Consider the following 15,234-nt stretch of genomic DNA (forward strand, 5'->3'; position numbering starts at 1 on the left):
TCTGCCTGGCGCGACGCCGTACCAACGTCCTTTACGCACTGATCCGTGACAACCGCACCTGGCAACCTGATTCACCCCCCGTCACCACGACGACGGCGGCTTGACTTCTTCATTGAGAGTCCTTTCGGAGGTTTCGGCCAGCACGAGGGTGCGTAGCTGGTCGTGAACAAGGTCGAGTGCCTTGATGTTTCGAGACGCGCGTGACACCACGATCGCGCCTTCGAACGAAGTGGTCGTCAGCATGGCGAGTTCTGCGGCCCGCTCTGTGGAGACACCGTCGGAGATCAGGCGAGCGGCTATGAGGTCAGTCCACCTCGAAAAAGCCACGGCGGCACGCTCGATCACCGGAGTGGCGGCGTCGGGCTTCTCGGGGTCGCCCGCCTCCACGCTCACCGCGACGACGGGGCACCCAGCCCGGAAGTCGGTTTTCAGCAGCTGCTTTCGATAGTCGGCAAAGAGCTTGTCCAAGGCGTCCACACCGGATTGCGCGTTGGCGATCTTGGCTGCGATGTACGCGCCGGCGTAGTCGATCGCCTCGCACAGCAGTTGTGTGCGGCCCCCGGGGAAGTAGTGGTACGCCGACCCGCGGGGTGCTCCGCTGTGCTCCAGCACATCGGCGATGGCGGTCGGGTGAGCGCCGCGCTCGCGGATGAGAAGGGCGGCCGAGATGACCATCCGCTCGCGGGGGCTTGGCATGTCTGGGACCCTTCCGTCCGACCGACTATGTATGTCACCTTACATAATCGGCCGGCGAACGCAACGTTCGGCGCAACCCAGTCAGGCGGCGAACGTCAGCCAGACAACGAGGAAGCTCAGCAGACACACAAAGCACGCCACATGGTCCACGCCCACCGCACGCGCGAGTCGGGACTGTTCATCGGCATCGTCGGTGCGTGCGCCGAGACGCTTGGCGTTGGGGACCGTACGCACCGCTGCCAACGCAATCGGTGCGCCCGCGAGAACGATGCTGACACTGATCGGCCACCCGGGGTGATCGTCGGTGACGTACCGGGCGACCAACGCGCCCAGCAAGATCGCCATCACCAGCGCGATGAGGAGACTCATCGGCCGCGATGTCGTCGTGGCCCTGCGGTAGTACGCGGATACCGATGCGAGCACGGACTCGGGAAGTTCTTCGGCCCCACGGTGATGGAGGACCTGACTGTCGAAGATCAGGTCCATCCATAGGACAGCGACCAGAAAGCCCGCGCAGGCCGCTGCGATCAGACTCACGCGGTCGAACCGCGAACTAGACGGAGGCCGCCTCGTTGAGGTCGTTGAGTGTGCTGGTCGCCTCGAGATACTCCTGCACCCACCGCTGGATCACGGCCGAGGACTTCTCCACCTTGGTGAACTGGCCGACGACCTGTCCGATCGGGTTGAACGCGACGTCGACACTCTCGTTGGGGTACTTGTGCGTCGCCGCGACCGCCATTCCGGACACCATGTACTGCAGCGGCATGCCGAGCGGCTTCGGGTTGTCCGGGTTCTCCCAGGCTTCAGTCCAGTCGTTCTTCAGCATCCGCGCGGGCTTACCGGTGAAGGACCGGCTGCGGACGGTGTCGCGACTGGACGCCTTGACGTAGGCGGCGTGCTGCACCGGGGTGTGCTCCGACTCCTCGACGATGACCCATTGCGAACCGGTCCATGCGCCCTGCGCGCCGAGCGCCAGCGCTGCCGCGATCTGCTGGCCGCTGCCGATCCCGCCGGCGGCCAGAACGGGAACCGGCGCGACTTCCTTGACGACCTGTGGCCACAGCACGATCGAGCCGATCTCGCCACAGTGCCCACCGGCCTCGCCACCCTGGGCGATGATGATGTCGACTCCGGCGTCCGCATGCTTGCGCGCCTGTGACGGTGACCCGCACAGCGCGGCGACCTTTCGGCCGGATTCGTGGATGTGCTTGATCATCTCGACCGGCGGAGTGCCGAGCGCGTTGGCGATCAGCGTGCACTTCGGATGCTGGAGCGCGACCTCGACCTGCGGAGTCGCGGTCGCTTCGGTCCATCCGAGCAGCTGCAGTGCATCGTCGTCGCTGTGGTCGACAGGCACGCCGTGCTCGGCGAGGATCTTCTTGGCGAACTCGATGTGCTCCTCGGGCACGAGTGCGTTGAGCTGCTTCTTGAGCACCTCGGGGTCCAGGTCGACCGAATCCATGCCCTCGTATTTGTTGGGGATCACAATGTCCACGCCGTAGGGGTGGTCGCCGATGTTCTCGTCGATCCACGCGCACTCGATCTCGAGCTGCTCGGGGGTGAAGCCGACCGCGCCAAGCACACCGAACCCGCCGGCCTTGCTGACGGCAACGACCACGTCGCGGCAGTGGGTGAACGCGAAGATCGGAAACTCGATGTTGAGTTCGTCGCAGATGGGGGTGTGCATGACTGCTCCTTGGGGCGCCGATCGCGAATTGGAACGTGTTCTAGTTTAGTACGTTGCCGCTCCGTTGTGACCAGTCGGGGGGTACTACGGTCCGTTGGGAACTATTCGGCCCTCAGGTCCTGCACGAAGGAGACCTCGTTGCCGTCGGGATCGGCGACGTCGACGACCTTGACCATGTCGGCGATCACCATGAGTTCGCCCGTTTCGATGTCCTCGGCATGCAATGCCGCGATCTGAGCGGCCAGGTCGTCGACCCCGAAGCGCACGGCGGTCTTACCGGCACGGTCGTGATCCTCGGCAAGCTGAAGCCAGGCCGTCGCGGCAATCTGCCACTCGCCGACACCCTCGATGGGTTCGAGGTCGGGTTCGCGGCCGATGACACGGACGTACCAGGACCGGGCGGCGGCATAGTCCTTCGTCGCGATGACCGCGGCGATGTCATTGAACCTGTCCGGCACCGTTCTCCTCCTGTCAGTCGAAGCCGACGAATCTGCGCAACGACGAGCGTCTGCTCCGGCCCGTGCCCGTGACGCGAAGTATCGGCCAGCCGTGCTCGGCGGCCAACGCAGCGAGTTTCGGCCGGGGGTTCACCGGCCGGGGGTTGCCGACCATCACCATCAACGCCGCGTCTTCGTCGCCGTCGGCATAGAAGTAACTGTTTTGCAGGTCAATCGCGTTGGCGTCGCAGAACCGCACCACGGCGCTGGCCTTGTTGCGGCCCCAGACAACGGGTTTCGCGATCCGCCCGGTCAGGTTTCCAGCGCCGTCGACCTCGAAGTGATTGCACAGCACATGATCGATCTCGAGGAAGCGGGCCACCGGCTCGGCATGGATGGTCAGTGCCGAGGAACTGAGGGCCACCGTGTGACCGCGGTCCTGATGCGCCAAGACGATTTCGCGCATCGCTGGAAAGACCCGAGAGGAGACACTTTCGACGAATATTCTCTCCCCGACATCGTCGAGGTCGGCCAGGGAGTCGCCCTGTAGATAGCCCGCCGCTCTGTTGAGCAGATGTTCGAAACGCATCCGGCCCAGTCGGTATCGCATCGATGCCTCAACGACCCCCAGCATCTCGCCGATCCCCGCTTGCCTGCGCCGGATGCGGTCGCTGGCATGCGCAGCGGCGGTGAATCCGTCCACGACGGTGCCGTCGAGATCAAAGAATGCACCGACCTTGGGTCCCGGTGCACTCGCGGCGATCTCCGCTGTGGGGTCCTCTGCCACGGGCTGCGCGGTCATCGCGCTCCAGCCTACGTTGCTGTGTAGAGGCCCTTCCCGGTCACAAGAGGCATATCGAGGGTGGTGCGGATGCCGTGCTCCGCGGCCACGACGTCGGGGATCGCGTTCACGATCCGGCCCGCGGCCGCAAGGATGGCCGCATAGGGGGCTCCGCCATTGCGGCTCATCGGGACGATGTCGCAGAAGTAGGACGGTTCACCGGTGATCTCGACGCGGTAGGAGCCGCCAGGATGCGCGGGCTGCGCCCAGTCCGGGCGGAGGTCGGCGCGCAGTCGGGTGACGTGCTCGACGACGATGACCGGTTTGCCGCCGACCATGCCTTCGATCAGGAAGCGGACCGCCGCGACCGTGCCCTTCTTGATGGTGCCGACCGCGACGTTCAAGTCCTCGGGGGCGGGCTCCTGCTCGACGGAATCGCGGATCTCGTCGACCTCGATGCCGAGCCCCGCAGCCAACTGCCGGATCGCGGTACCCCAGGCGATGGACAGCACGCCCGGTTGATACAGGATCGGCAGATCTCCGATCTCGTTGCCGAACCCCATCACGTCGAACATCACCGTCTCGCCGTCATAGGTGGCGTAGTCGGCGATCTCCATGGTGCGGATCTGCTCGATGGTCTGGCAGGTTCCGGCCAGCGCGAACGGCAGCAGGTCGGTGCAGAAGCCCGGATCGACTCCGGTGAAGAAGACGGTCGAATCACCTTCGCGCGCAGCATCTTCGACCTTGTGGATGGCCTTGTCGGGGATCAGTCCCCACGGGTACTGGAGTGCGCCGACGCTCGAGCCGACGACGTTGATGCCTGCCGAAAGGAGCGTGCGCACGTCGGCCAACGCCTCGCGTGGGCGCGTGTCGCCCATCGCGGTGTAGACGGCGCAGTCGGGCTTGGCGGCGATGATCGCGTCGAGGTCGCCCGTTGCAGCGACGCCCGTGGCGACGTCCAGGCCGGCCAGTTCACCGGCGTCGCGGCCGACCTTGGCCTCCGTCGACACCCACACGCCGGTGAGGTCGAAGCGCGCATCGTTGATCAGTTGTCTGAGCGCCAGCGCGCCGCAGTTGCCAGTTCCCATGAGCGCGACCCGAATTGCCATGGCCAGCAGTATGCGTGAGGCCACTCCAAATTGGAACAGGTTCTAGTTCGCGCCGGTCGTGCGGTAACCTGACGCCCCATGGGACGCGTGGACGGAAAAGTGGCACTGATCAGTGGCGGAGCTCGGGGCATGGGGGCCGCTCACGCCAGGGCGCTGGTCGCCGAGGGCGGAAAAGTGGTCATCGGCGACATCCTCGACGACGAGGGCAAGGCGCTGGCCGATGAGCTCGGCGACTCGGCGCGCTACGTCCACCTCGACGTCACCGAAGCCGAGCAGTGGGAGGCCGCAGTCAACGTCGCCGTCGAGGCCTTCGGCAAGGTGACCGCGCTCGTCAACAACGCCGCGATCGTCGCGCTTGGCCAGATCGGCAAGTTCGACATGGCAAAGTGGCAGAAGGTCATCGACGTCAACCTGACGGGCACCTTCCTCGGCATGCAGGCCGTCGTCGAAGAGATGAAGAAGGTGGGCGAGGGCTCGATCATCAACGTCTCGTCCATCGAGGGACTGCGTGGCGCGCCGATGGTGCACCCCTACGTCGCATCGAAATGGGCGGTCCGCGGGCTGGCCAAGTCGGCCGCGATCGAACTGGGCCCCAAGAACATCCGGGTCAACTCGATCCACCCGGGCTTCATCCGTACCCCGATGACCAAGCATTTCCCCGACGACATGGTTACTGCGCCGCTGCGCCGTCCGGGCAAGTCCGAAGAGGTGTCGACGTTCGTGGTGTTCCTGGTCAGCGATGAGTCGTCGTTCGCGACTGGTGCCGAATTCGTGATGGACGGCGGCCTGGTGAACGACGTTCCGCACAAGGACATTGGGCTCGGTTAATCCGGCACCACCGGATCGGGCCGGTGCGAGACTTCAGCCATGCACGAAGTCGACCAGAACACCGAGAACATGCTGCGCAGCGTCCTGGCATACGCGGAGAACCGGTTGCGCATGAGCCCGGTGCCCCTGGACAAGGGCACCCTCGAAGTCGACGAGCTCTACGAGCGACTTGACGGCGTGATCGGCGAGACTCCACGACCGCCGGACGAAGTGCTCGGCGTCTATACGTCGGTGATCGCGCCGAGCGTGATCTCCGCTGACAGCCCGCGGTTCCTCGGCTTCATACCGGCCGCGCCGACGAAGGCCAGCCTGGCGTTCGACATGTTGGTGTCCTGCGCATCGATCCAAGGTATTTCGTGGCTCGAGGCCTCCGGCGCGATCGCGGCCGAGAACTCGGTGCTGCGGGTGATCGCCAATGAGGCCGGCATGCCGACGACATCGGGTGGATGTTTCGTGTCCGGCGGCTCGGCGGGCAACTTGTCGGCCCTCGCCGTCGCCCGCGAGACGGCCAAGAAGAAGGGCGCGACGGGCCGGCTGAGGGTGGTCGTCGGGTCCGACGCGCACTCGTCGATCGTGAACACCCTGCGGCTGCTGGAGATGGACGCGCTGGTTGTCGACACACCGGATCACCGGCTCACGGCCGACACCGTTCGTGCGGCGGTGCCCGTTGACACGCCGGACGTCGCCGCGGTGGTATGCACCTCGGGGACCACCAACGCCGGCATCATTGACGATCTGGCCGGCGTGGGTGCGCTTGCGCGAGAACGTGACTGGTGGTTCCACGTCGACGGTGCATACGGCGGGTCCGGCATCTTCGCCCGCTCTCTGCGGCCGAAGTACAACGGGCTGGAACAGGCTGACTCATTCATCCTGGACCCACACAAGTGGCTGTTCACACCGTTCGACTGTTGCGCGCTGTTGTACCGCGACCCGGAACTGGCGCGGGCAACCCACACTCAGGACGCGTCGTATCTCGATGTCATCCACACCTCGAGCGGCGAGTGGAACCCATCCGACTACGCCTATCACCTCACCCGGCGGGCACGGGGACTGCCGCTGTGGTTCTCGCTCGCGGTGTACGGGCTCGGGGCCTACCGGCAGGCGATCGAGGTTGCCGCCACGCTGGCCAGGCAGACCGCCGAGTTGATCGACGCGGCCCCACAGCTGGAACTCATCCGCGAGCCCGATCTCGGCGTGGTGCTGTTCCGCAGGCTCGGCTGGAAATCCGAAGACTACGACGCCTGGGCGCAGCGATTGCACGATGACCAGGTGGCATTCATCCCGCCGACCAAATGGGAAGGCGAGACTGTAGGGCGGTTCGCGTTCCTACATCCCGATACCAGTCTCGATCTCGTGCGCGAGGTGCTGGACCGCACCGCCTGAAGCGGTTTCGGAGTTCAGTCGACGGCGGCGAAGTTGACCGTCGCCGTCGCACCGATCTGGTCGTCGTTGGCCCGGTAGATGTCGACCTGGACGACGACCGAACGCTTGCCGGTCCGCAGGATGCGCGCGACCGCGCGCGCCGGGCCGACCTTGATCGGCCGCAGATAGCGGATGAACAGATCGGTGGTGGCGATCGCGTGCCCGAACGGGGTGGCGCGGGCGGCCAGTTGCCCGGCGGTCACATCGGCCATGGTGGCGACCAGGCCGCCCTGCAGCCCGCCCGCGGTGTTGACGGTCCGTTCGTCGACCGGCATCTCCATGGTCACGCTGTCATCTGTCGACGGGACTTCGACGAGGCCGAGCTGATCGAAGAGTTCACGCAGGGATCTCGGCGCAGTCATGGAGAACGACATTACCGACCGTCATGGGCCACGTCCGGTGTGCGTAGTGTCGTAGGACGTGAGTGCGCGCGCGGGCATCGTGGTGACCGGAACCGAAGTCCTCACCGGAAGGGTGACCGATCGTAACGGTCCGTGGATCGCCGACCGACTGCTCGAGTTGGGTGTCGAACTGGCACACATCACCATCTGCGGAGACCGGCCCGACGACATCGAGGCGCAGCTGCGTTTCCTCGCCGCCGAGGGTGTGGATCTCATTGTCACCAGCGGGGGCCTCGGACCGACCGCCGACGATATGACGGTGGCGACGGTGGCTCGATTCTGTGGTCGAGAGTTGTTGTTGGACAACGATCTTGAGGTCAAGATCGCTGACATTGTCCAGCGGTTGATGGCGCGCTATCCCGATGTCGATCTGGAAGCGGTGCGCGCCGCAAACCGCAAGCAGGCCCTCATCCCGGCCGGCGCCCATGTCATCGATCCGGTCGGGACGGCACCGGGAGTCGTCGTCGCAGGGAAACCGACGGTCGTCGTGCTGCCCGGCCCGCCACGCGAGCTACAGCCGATGTGGCCGTCGGCGCTGCGGACGCCCGCGGTGCAGGAGGCGATCGCGGGCGCCACGACGTACCGCCAGGAGATGATCCGCATGTTCGGGCTGCCCGAGTCGGGGCTCGCCGACACGCTGCGCGACGCTGAGGAGCGCGTCGACGGCTTTGAGCTGCTCGAGATCACCACCTGCCTGCGGCGCGGTGAGATCGAAATGGTGACTCGATACGAGCCCGACGCCGCACCTGTCTACACAGATCTGATGACGATGCTCCGCGAGCGCCACGGCGGCGAGATCTTCTCCGAAGACGGTGTCACCGTCGACGAGCAGATTGCGGCACTGCTGGCCGGCCGTCAGATCGCCACCGCGGAATCCTGCACCGGAGGCCTGGTGGCTGCGCGGCTGACCGACCTGCCCGGTTCGTCGGCGTACGTCGCAGGAGGAGTGGTGTCCTACTCGAACGGGGCCAAGGCCGAGCTCCTCGGCGTCGAACCGGCACTCATCGATGCGAACGGAGCGGTGTCTGAACCTGTGGCCGAGGCGATGGCCGACGGTGCGTTGCGCCGGTTCTCCGCCGACACCGCCGTGGCGATCACCGGAATCGCCGGACCGGGCGGCGGCACCGCCGAGAAGCCGGTCGGAACTGTCTGCTTCTGCGTGAAGCTTGCCGACGGCACGACCGACGTCCGCACCATGCGCTTACCCGGTAACCGGTCCGACGTCCGCGAGAGGTCGACGACCGTGGCAATGCACCTGCTGCGCCGCGCCCTTGAGTGACTCCGATAACGTACGCGGGCGACACAGGAGGATTTTCCCAATGAGTGCAGCCACCGAGCGAGAGGTGATGTCCGAGCTCGCTGTAGCGGCCGGATGGCACCGTAGGGGCGAAGAACGGGTGGACTACTACTCACGCACCCCGGTCCGCATCCACGTGATCTGGCAGGGCAGCGACGCCATCAGCGGAGGATCGCTGTATCACGACGACAACATGGTGGCCTACACCAGGGACGCGGCCACTGTGACGGGCTGGCTGAAGCGCTGATCGGCGAGGAGCGGTCGGCAGGTTAGGAGCTGTACTCGTCCCACACCTTGAGCATCGTGTGCAGGATTTCCTCGGCCCGGCCCAGGCCGGCCAGGTGGCTTTCACCAGGCATCGGATAGAGCTCCGCATCGGCCAACCGTGACACCACGTGCTGTCCGTGGGCATACGGCACGATGTGGTCGGCATCGCCGTGCCACCAGCGGACGGGCACCTTGATATCGCTCAGCCGGAAACCCCAGTCCCTAGCGAAGACGACGACGTCGGAGAATGGGGCCGAGAGCTGCTTGCGGCTGCCGTTGAGCAGGTCGTCCAAGAACATCGCCTTGATCTCGGGGCGGGCCAGCAGCTTGCGGTCGGCTTCCGGTGAGACCCGGCCGTACAGGTCGGCGGCGGGGGAGGCGACCGGGCGGATCAGCCGGATGATGGCGCTGGCGACGAGGCCAATCGGAGCTCCGGCGAACTGCAGCAGGGGGGCGACCCGCGTACCGACGGTACCCATCAGACCGCCGGTGATGCCGTCGGCACCCATCGTTGGGGCGACGCCGCCGATGACACCGGCGGCCACGACGCGATCCGGCATCGCGGCCGCGCAGCCGAGGGTGTACGGCCCGCCACCGGACAGTCCGACGACGACGAACTTGTCGATGCCCAGCGTGTCGGCGATGGTGCGCAAGTCCTCGGCGAAGGCGACGACGGTGTCATAGCTGTGCTGCGTGGACGAGCCGATGCCGGGCCGGTCCACGCCGATCAAGCGGATGTGCTGCTGTTCGGCGTAGACGCGCGCTTCCATCGGGATCTGGCGCCGGGCGCCCGGCGTTCCGTGCAGCCAGAAGATCGCTCGGCCCTGCGGGTCTCCGAATTCGGCGAATCCGATCTGGCGGTCATCGCCGACAGCGATGTTGCCTTCGAGCTTGGGGCGGGCGATTGCGACAACCATGGCCAAAGTGTCGCATGCCGCCTAGCAGCACTCGGAGCTACACCAAACGGAATTGATAGGACGCCGTCGTGATCAGCCGGTCGCCGTTTCCTTCGTCGCGCATGAGCACTCGCACCGCCACGGTGCCGTCGGCGCCGGTCATCGGCTCGGTCTCGACGCGGAACGGGCCGACCTTGCCGCGCGCAAGGAACATCACGTGCGTCGAGACGCCTTGCACACCGTCGGTGCCCGCCATCGAGGCCGCGGCATCCGCCGCCGCAGTTTCCAGGATGACGAATTGGGGCCCGATGTGCAGCGCCGCGTCGGGTGAGGCGACCTCCACCGCGAGTTCGGGCAGACCCCAGTTGCCGTCGGGTCGCCGATAGCCGCCGAACACCTGCCACAGCGGGGGTAAGTCGGGGGAATCGACGACGTCGAGCGGGTTGGCCTCCATCCGTTCGAGACCTTCGGGCGGAATCCCGATGGTCACCCCCTGGCCCTCGATCAGCGCCAGCACCCGCTCGGGCTGGTCCGCGTCGACGATTTTCGCCCGGCTGTAGCCCATTTGACGGCCGACCTTGAGCTCTTCGGAGATGATCTCGATGCGACGTACGTCGTGGCCGGCGTCGACGATCTGGCACGAGTGGATGACCGGGTTCGGCACCGCTTCCAGATCCGACATGTGGCCGCTTTCGGGGGCCGATATCCCGAACACGGCGAACAGGACTCCGCCGGAACTGTTGCGCATGTCGTGGCGCAGCGTGACGGTGTTGTCATCAGCGACGACGTCCATCACGGCGTAACTGCGGCCGATGTACCGGTAGCTCAACAAACCGCCCCAGCGCCTGCGAAGTTCGGCGGCGTACTCCTCCGGTGAATCGATCAGCTCGCGAATATCACGCAGCACTGCGCGCTCCATTTTCTGCCGTGCGGTTCCTCATCCGACCGCCATCACGTAGCCGACACCTCCGAGGAACACCGCGATCGTGCACAACACAAGCGTGGCAACCGCGAACGGCCAGCCCCGCTTTCGCCGGATCAACTGAACCACCGTAACGACGAGTCCCACCACACCGATGACCGCGGCGATTCCAAGCCCCGTCATCACCGCCGTGACAGCTCCGTCCACGCTGCAGGTCGCCGGTGGGCAACTGTCGAGGAACGCAAGGGAGAAGAGTCCGAAGAATGCCGCGACCGCACCGAGCAGCACCGTCAGGATCAGCGCGGTGACCGAGACGGCGACATCACCGCCCGACACCGAAGGCTTCGGTGGCGGCATAACCTGATACCCGTACTGCGTCATGCCCGGTGATGCTATCGGCCGCGTTGTGCGTTTCCTGCCGAATAGCTGCAGACATGGGCGATTATGAACGTCAGCTCACTCACGCATCTTGGGGGTGTCCATGGACAGCACGATGCAAGACTTCCCGCTGACGGTGACGGGAATCCTGCGGCACGGCACCACCTGGTCCTCCGGCCGCAAGGTGATAACGAAGACGGCTGACGGCTATCGCGAAATCTGCTTCGGCGAACTCGGCACGCGCGTGGCTCAACTCGCACACGGCCTGCGGCGACTCGGTGTCACGAGCGGGCAGCGTGTCGCCACGTTCATGTGGAACAACCAGGAGCACCTGGAGACCTACTTCGCCGCTCCGTGCATGGGTGCGGTGCTGCACACGCTGAACATCCGGCTTGCCGGTGAACAAATCGTCTTCATCGCGAACCAGGCCGAGGATGCCGTTGTGCTGGTGGACATGTCGGTGGCCCCGCTGCTTGCCGCGGTGCTGCCGGACCTGACGACGGTCCACACCGTCGTCGCCGTCGGCAACGGTGACTTGGAGCCGCTGACGGCTTCGGGTAAGGACGTCATCCGCTACGACGATCTGCTCGACGGTCAGTCGACCGATTACGACTGGCCCAGTTTGGATGAGAAGAGCGCCGCCGCAATGTGTTACACCAGCGGTACCACGGGTAATCCGAAAGGCGTTGTCTACAGCCATCGATCGAGCTATCTGCATTCGATGGCTGTCTGCGCGGCCAACTCGATTGGCCTCGCCGACGGTGATCGGGTGCTACCGATCGTCCCGATGTTCCACGCCAACGCGTGGGGCCAGCCCTATGCGGCCGTGATGGCGGGCGCCGACCTTCTGATGCCCGACCGTTATCTGCAGGCCGAACCCCTTGTCGACATGATCGAGCGACATCGACCGACCGTCGCTGCCGCGGTCCCGACTATTTGGAACGATGTGCTGCAATATCTGCACGCCAATCCAAGTCGCGACATCTCGTCGTTGAGAACCGTCGTGTGCGGAGGCTCCGCCGTGCCCTTGGGAATGATGAAGGAGTACGAGAAGCACTTCGGCGTGGTCATTCGTCAGGGCTGGGGCATGACCGAGACGTCTCCGCTTGCCGCGCTGGCGACGCCGCCGCCCGAGGTCACCGGCGAAGACGCCTGGACGTTGCGGGCCGCGGCGGGTCGGGTGACAAGCGGAGTCGAGATTCGCATCGTCGACGACGAGGGTGGGGTTCTTCCGAATGACGGTAAAGCGGTGGGGGAGATAGAGGTTCGTGGGTCCTGGATCACGGGGTCGTACTATCAGAATGCCGATTCGGAGAAGTTTCACGACGGCTGGCTGCGAACCGGCGACGTCGGTCGCGTCGACCCGCAGGGGTTCATCACGCTCACCGACCGGGCAAAGGACGTGATCAAGTCGGGCGGTGAATGGATCTCATCGGTCGAACTCGAACTCTGCATCATGGAACATCCCGCGGTGCTGGAGGCGGCTGTCGTCGCGGTGCCCGACGAGCGCTGGCAGGAGCGGCCACTTGCCGCCGTCGTGATCAAGGCCGACGCGTCATCCACCGCGCAAGAGTTACGAAACCACCTGTGCGACAAGGTGGCCCGGTTCTGGCTCCCAGAGCGATGGACATTCATCGACGAGGTGCCGAAGACGAGTGTTGGCAAGTTCGACAAGAAGCATATTCGTTCGCTATACGCCGACGGTGTGTACGACATCGTCGAGTGTCGGGACTGAATCAGCGGGTCGCCGTCAACGCCCACCGGATTCCGCCGACGACGACACGACCAGACAGCCGGATGACCGTCGCTTCGACCGGCGGAAAGTAAGGCAGCCGCAGCGGCATCCGTGCCCAGGCAGGCAACATCGCCACCGACGTCGCCGCCAGCAGGCCGTACGGAGCGCGCGCGACGACCGGCAGCGGGGGAGTCAACAACAGGTACCGCGCCGCCTCCCGGGCGGCCTGCGTGCTCGACAACTCCGGCCGGAAGGCGTCGATCCGCTCGGCCAGTTCACACTCGGTCCTTGGCGGGTCGACGACGCCTAGTGCGGACGCGACGCGTGCGGTGTCGGCCACATATCCGTCGCGACCGCTCTGGTCGAATGGCTGGGCCCCGTAGAGCTGATGAGCGAGCAGGAAGCTGTCGACCTCCGCGATGTGCACCCACTCGAGGAGGTGCGGGTCGCCGGCGGAATAGGGTCTGCCGTCCGGGGCCACACCGCTCACCCGCCGGTGGATGCCGCGCACTCGATCCACCGCGCGCTGCGCGTCTGCGGCGGGACCGAAGGTGGTCACGGCCAGAAAGGTGCTCGTGCGCTGTAGCCGGCCCCAGGGATCGCCCCGGTAGTCGGAGTGTTCGGCGACACCTGCCATCGCCAGCGGATGCAAGGACTGCAGGAGCAGCGCGCGCAGCCCGCCGACGAACATCGACGCATCGGCATGTACCCGGCGAACAGGGCGAGCCTCGTCGAACCAGCGCGGTCCCGGCGTGTCGTGGATTCGCGAGCGGTTCGCTGGGCCGTCCGGGCCCGCAACCAAGCCGAACAGGCTGCGGCCCAGGTTCTTCCGCACGGCGTCCAGATCCGGCAACACCGTCATGACTCAACCGTACGCGTGTTGACCGACCAATCGGTCGACCCGCGGAATTGCCCAATGCGCCGCTGATCGGTGATTTACTCTCCGACTATGCGACAAACGACGCGGATCCTGGCACTGGCGACGGCGATGGCTCTGGCGGCGCCCCCCGCGGCAGCGCTCGCCGACGGCACCGACGCCGCGGGGGTTGCCAGCGGCGCAGGCGGCACCGTGCTGCCGTTCTCCCAGATCATGCGCCGGTGCGACTTCAGCGAAACCGACTACAACGGTCCTTCGGGGATGGGACGACCGTTGGGCACCCTCCGATCGGACGGATCCACCGTGACAGCCGATGTACAGATCGCGACGGCGGTGCCGAACATGCACTACGACATCAGGCTGATTCAGGTGCCCCGGCCGTCTGCGACGCCGTGTTGGGGTGCGGATCCCGGTGTCGCACAGGGTTCGTTGAACACCGATGGGGCCGGTGCCGCGACGGTGACCCTTCAGGACAACATCGAGCCGGGCGCCAAGGGCGCCTTCGTGTTCATCAGCCGCCCGGACAGGTTCTCCCAGGTTCCGGCGGAGTTCTACACGACGGACCTCATCGCCCCGTTTTAAGACGTTGGTGCAGAACGTGTTCGACCAGGCGTCAAGCCGGAACCACGACCGTCAATTGATTGCCGTTGCGTTCAACGCGCATGCCGGCGCGTCGCGCGATCGTGGCGACCGCGCCCGCATCGCCGGGCTCGGATCGGGTGGAGGCCAGAATGCGGGCAAGCCGTCCCTTGTGAGCCTTGTTGAAGTGACTGACGACTGTCCGCTTGCCGTCTGCGCGTTCGGAGACGACCTCGACGCGAACGGCGTCGGGCAACCTGCCGAGCGATGCGTACGAGCCTGATCGAAGATCGACGACGAGGTCGTCGGCCGACACCCGGTCCAGCACCGGTTCCAACAGCGGGCGCCAGCGTGCCGCCAATGCGGGTTGTCCCGGCAGTTTCGACGTCGCGGAGAGACGGTAGGCGGGAATGGAGTCGTCTGCATGCAGGAGCCCGAAGAGCGCAGAGCCAACCGCAAGCCGGGCACGGGCACGACCCGCGGCGGCACCCGTCAGCGAGGTGACGTCAAGCGCGTCGTACAGCACACCGGTATAGCGAGTGATCGCCGGCAGGGTCGGCGCGCTGCGCAGCATCGCGTTGCGCTCGATCTCGGCATGTTGCGATGCCGACAGCCCGAGTGCGCGACTGCACGCCGACTTGTCGGCAGCCAGTTCGACCAACTCGTCGACAAGGGCGGCGCGCAGTGTCGCAAGCTCGGGATGGGGCAGATCGTCGAGGCGGATCGGCGGTCCGTCGCCGCCGGGGTGCTTGGTTTCCGACGGCGGCAGCAGGACGATCACGCCGCAGACGTTATCGCGCCCTCGCGAATCAGGCCGGTGGCATCCCTGGTGCAGGGACCTGTCCCTTATACCCATCCGACGCTGCCGACGATACCGCTTGTGCAGCTCCCGGTGGTCGCCGCATCAACAAAACAACAACAA

18 protein-coding genes are annotated in these 15,234 nt (G+C 65.8%); 6 read left to right on the forward strand and 12 right to left on the reverse strand.

Annotated features, from left to right (window positions below):
• Nucleotides 1–81: 81 nt before the first annotated feature.
• The 6 genes from CSQ99_RS29525 to CSQ99_RS29550 form a co-directional block, all read right to left on the reverse strand.
• Complete coding sequence (locus CSQ99_RS29525; protein WP_099042532.1) at nt 82–696, reverse strand: TetR/AcrR family transcriptional regulator; 615 nt, start codon at nt 694–696, stop codon at nt 82–84.
• An 81-nt stretch (nt 697–777) separates the two neighbouring features.
• The gene (locus CSQ99_RS29530) at nt 778–1,233 is read right to left on the reverse strand and encodes a hypothetical protein (RefSeq protein WP_099042533.1); all 456 of its coding nucleotides are present in this window, start codon (nt 1,231–1,233) and stop codon (nt 778–780) included.
• Between the two features lie 16 nt (nt 1,234–1,249).
• On the reverse strand, nt 1,250–2,383 hold the full coding sequence (locus CSQ99_RS29535; protein ID WP_099042534.1) for a nitronate monooxygenase: 1,134 nt from the start codon (nt 2,381–2,383) through the stop codon (nt 1,250–1,252).
• Between the two features lie 101 nt (nt 2,384–2,484).
• Nucleotides 2,485–2,841, reverse strand: a complete 357-nt coding sequence (locus CSQ99_RS29540; protein WP_099042535.1) for a VOC family protein — start codon at nt 2,839–2,841, stop codon at nt 2,485–2,487.
• Nucleotides 2,842–2,854: 13 nt separating this feature from the next.
• Nucleotides 2,855–3,622, reverse strand: coding sequence for an HAD family hydrolase (locus CSQ99_RS29545; protein WP_099042536.1), 768 nt, complete (start codon nt 3,620–3,622; stop codon nt 2,855–2,857).
• Nucleotides 3,623–3,633: 11 nt separating this feature from the next.
• A complete protein-coding gene (locus CSQ99_RS29550) occupies nt 3,634–4,710 on the reverse strand; it encodes an NAD(P)H-dependent amine dehydrogenase family protein (protein ID WP_099042546.1) in 1,077 nt (358 codons plus the stop codon).
• Between the two features lie 78 nt (nt 4,711–4,788).
• On the opposite strand from CSQ99_RS29550, the gene CSQ99_RS29555 reads away from it, so the two are divergent.
• Nucleotides 4,789–5,538 (forward strand): glucose 1-dehydrogenase, encoded by a 750-nt coding sequence (locus tag CSQ99_RS29555; RefSeq protein ID WP_099042537.1) that lies wholly within the window; start codon nt 4,789–4,791, stop codon nt 5,536–5,538.
• Nucleotides 5,539–5,577: 39 nt separating this feature from the next.
• Nucleotides 5,578–6,921, forward strand: coding sequence for a pyridoxal phosphate-dependent decarboxylase family protein (locus CSQ99_RS29560; RefSeq protein WP_099042538.1), 1,344 nt, complete (start codon nt 5,578–5,580; stop codon nt 6,919–6,921).
• A 14-nt stretch (nt 6,922–6,935) separates the two neighbouring features.
• Here the strand turns inward: CSQ99_RS29560 and CSQ99_RS29565 are convergent, their stop codons facing one another.
• Nucleotides 6,936–7,322, reverse strand: a complete 387-nt coding sequence (locus tag CSQ99_RS29565) for a PaaI family thioesterase (RefSeq protein ID WP_099042547.1) — start codon at nt 7,320–7,322, stop codon at nt 6,936–6,938.
• A gap of 58 nt (nt 7,323–7,380) precedes the next feature.
• On the opposite strand from CSQ99_RS29565, the gene CSQ99_RS29570 reads away from it, so the two are divergent.
• Both CSQ99_RS29570 and CSQ99_RS29575 read left to right on the forward strand, forming a co-directional pair.
• Nucleotides 7,381–8,640: a competence/damage-inducible protein A gene (locus tag CSQ99_RS29570; RefSeq protein ID WP_099042539.1), complete on the forward strand. Its 1,260-nt coding sequence runs from the start codon at nt 7,381–7,383 to the stop codon at nt 8,638–8,640.
• A 40-nt stretch (nt 8,641–8,680) separates the two neighbouring features.
• Entirely contained in the window at nt 8,681–8,905 is a 225-nt protein-coding gene (locus tag CSQ99_RS29575) for a hypothetical protein (protein WP_099042540.1), read from the forward strand.
• 22 nt (nt 8,906–8,927) lie between these two features.
• Here the strand turns inward: CSQ99_RS29575 and CSQ99_RS29580 are convergent, their stop codons facing one another.
• The 3 genes from CSQ99_RS29580 to CSQ99_RS29590 are packed head-to-tail and all read right to left on the reverse strand — an operon-like array spanning nt 8,928 to nt 11,124.
• Nucleotides 8,928–9,842, reverse strand: a complete 915-nt coding sequence (locus tag CSQ99_RS29580; RefSeq protein ID WP_099042541.1) for an alpha/beta fold hydrolase — start codon at nt 9,840–9,842, stop codon at nt 8,928–8,930.
• A gap of 37 nt (nt 9,843–9,879) precedes the next feature.
• A complete protein-coding gene (locus CSQ99_RS29585) occupies nt 9,880–10,728 on the reverse strand; it encodes a hypothetical protein (protein ID WP_099042548.1) in 849 nt (282 codons plus the stop codon).
• 30 nt (nt 10,729–10,758) lie between these two features.
• Nucleotides 10,759–11,124: a hypothetical protein gene (locus CSQ99_RS29590; protein WP_176561290.1), complete on the reverse strand. Its 366-nt coding sequence runs from the start codon at nt 11,122–11,124 to the stop codon at nt 10,759–10,761.
• 100 nt (nt 11,125–11,224) lie between these two features.
• Here CSQ99_RS29590 and CSQ99_RS29595 point away from each other — a divergent pair, with 100 nt between their 5' ends.
• Nucleotides 11,225–12,856, forward strand: a complete 1,632-nt coding sequence (locus CSQ99_RS29595; RefSeq protein ID WP_099042542.1) for a fatty acid--CoA ligase — start codon at nt 11,225–11,227, stop codon at nt 12,854–12,856.
• A gap of 1 nt (nt 12,857) precedes the next feature.
• On the opposite strand, the gene CSQ99_RS29600 is transcribed toward CSQ99_RS29595, so the two are convergent.
• Nucleotides 12,858–13,718, reverse strand: a complete 861-nt coding sequence (locus CSQ99_RS29600; RefSeq protein ID WP_099042543.1) for an oxygenase MpaB family protein — start codon at nt 13,716–13,718, stop codon at nt 12,858–12,860.
• 87 nt (nt 13,719–13,805) lie between these two features.
• On the opposite strand from CSQ99_RS29600, the gene CSQ99_RS29605 reads away from it, so the two are divergent.
• Nucleotides 13,806–14,315, forward strand: a complete 510-nt coding sequence (locus CSQ99_RS29605; protein ID WP_099042544.1) for a hypothetical protein — start codon at nt 13,806–13,808, stop codon at nt 14,313–14,315.
• 31 nt (nt 14,316–14,346) lie between these two features.
• On the opposite strand, the gene yaaA is transcribed toward CSQ99_RS29605, so the two are convergent.
• Entirely contained in the window at nt 14,347–15,093 is a 747-nt protein-coding gene (gene yaaA / locus CSQ99_RS29610) for a peroxide stress protein YaaA (RefSeq protein ID WP_099042545.1), read from the reverse strand.
• Nucleotides 15,094–15,234: the final 141 nt, after the last annotated feature.

This window comes from Mycobacterium neglectum (genome assembly GCF_002591975.1).
Lineage (GTDB): Bacteria > Actinomycetota > Actinomycetes > Mycobacteriales > Mycobacteriaceae > Mycobacterium > Mycobacterium neglectum.

What these genes read in the sequence shown, in the direction of transcription:
- CSQ99_RS29600 (WP_099042543.1), bottom strand. Translation starts at nt 13,718, where the DNA reads ATGACGGTGTTGCCGGATCTGGACGCCGTGCGGAAGAACCTGGGCCGC.
- CSQ99_RS29550 (WP_099042546.1), bottom strand. Translation starts at nt 4,710, where the DNA reads ATGGCAATTCGGGTCGCGCTCATGGGAACTGGCAACTGCGGCGCGCTG.
- CSQ99_RS29605 (WP_099042544.1), top strand. Translation starts at nt 13,806, where the DNA reads ATGCGACAAACGACGCGGATCCTGGCACTGGCGACGGCGATGGCTCTG.
- CSQ99_RS29545 (WP_099042536.1), bottom strand. Translation starts at nt 3,622, where the DNA reads ATGACCGCGCAGCCCGTGGCAGAGGACCCCACAGCGGAGATCGCCGCG.
- CSQ99_RS29580 (WP_099042541.1), bottom strand. Translation starts at nt 9,842, where the DNA reads ATGGTTGTCGCAATCGCCCGCCCCAAGCTCGAAGGCAACATCGCTGTC.
- CSQ99_RS29535 (WP_099042534.1), bottom strand. Translation starts at nt 2,383, where the DNA reads ATGCACACCCCCATCTGCGACGAACTCAACATCGAGTTTCCGATCTTC.
- CSQ99_RS29590 (WP_176561290.1), bottom strand. Translation starts at nt 11,124, where the DNA reads ATGACGCAGTACGGGTATCAGGTTATGCCGCCACCGAAGCCTTCGGTG.
- CSQ99_RS29565 (WP_099042547.1), bottom strand. Translation starts at nt 7,322, where the DNA reads ATGACTGCGCCGAGATCCCTGCGTGAACTCTTCGATCAGCTCGGCCTC.
- CSQ99_RS29555 (WP_099042537.1), top strand. Translation starts at nt 4,789, where the DNA reads ATGGGACGCGTGGACGGAAAAGTGGCACTGATCAGTGGCGGAGCTCGG.
- CSQ99_RS29560 (WP_099042538.1), top strand. Translation starts at nt 5,578, where the DNA reads ATGCACGAAGTCGACCAGAACACCGAGAACATGCTGCGCAGCGTCCTG.
- CSQ99_RS29575 (WP_099042540.1), top strand. Translation starts at nt 8,681, where the DNA reads ATGAGTGCAGCCACCGAGCGAGAGGTGATGTCCGAGCTCGCTGTAGCG.
- CSQ99_RS29595 (WP_099042542.1), top strand. Translation starts at nt 11,225, where the DNA reads ATGGACAGCACGATGCAAGACTTCCCGCTGACGGTGACGGGAATCCTG.
- CSQ99_RS29525 (WP_099042532.1), bottom strand. Translation starts at nt 696, where the DNA reads ATGCCAAGCCCCCGCGAGCGGATGGTCATCTCGGCCGCCCTTCTCATC.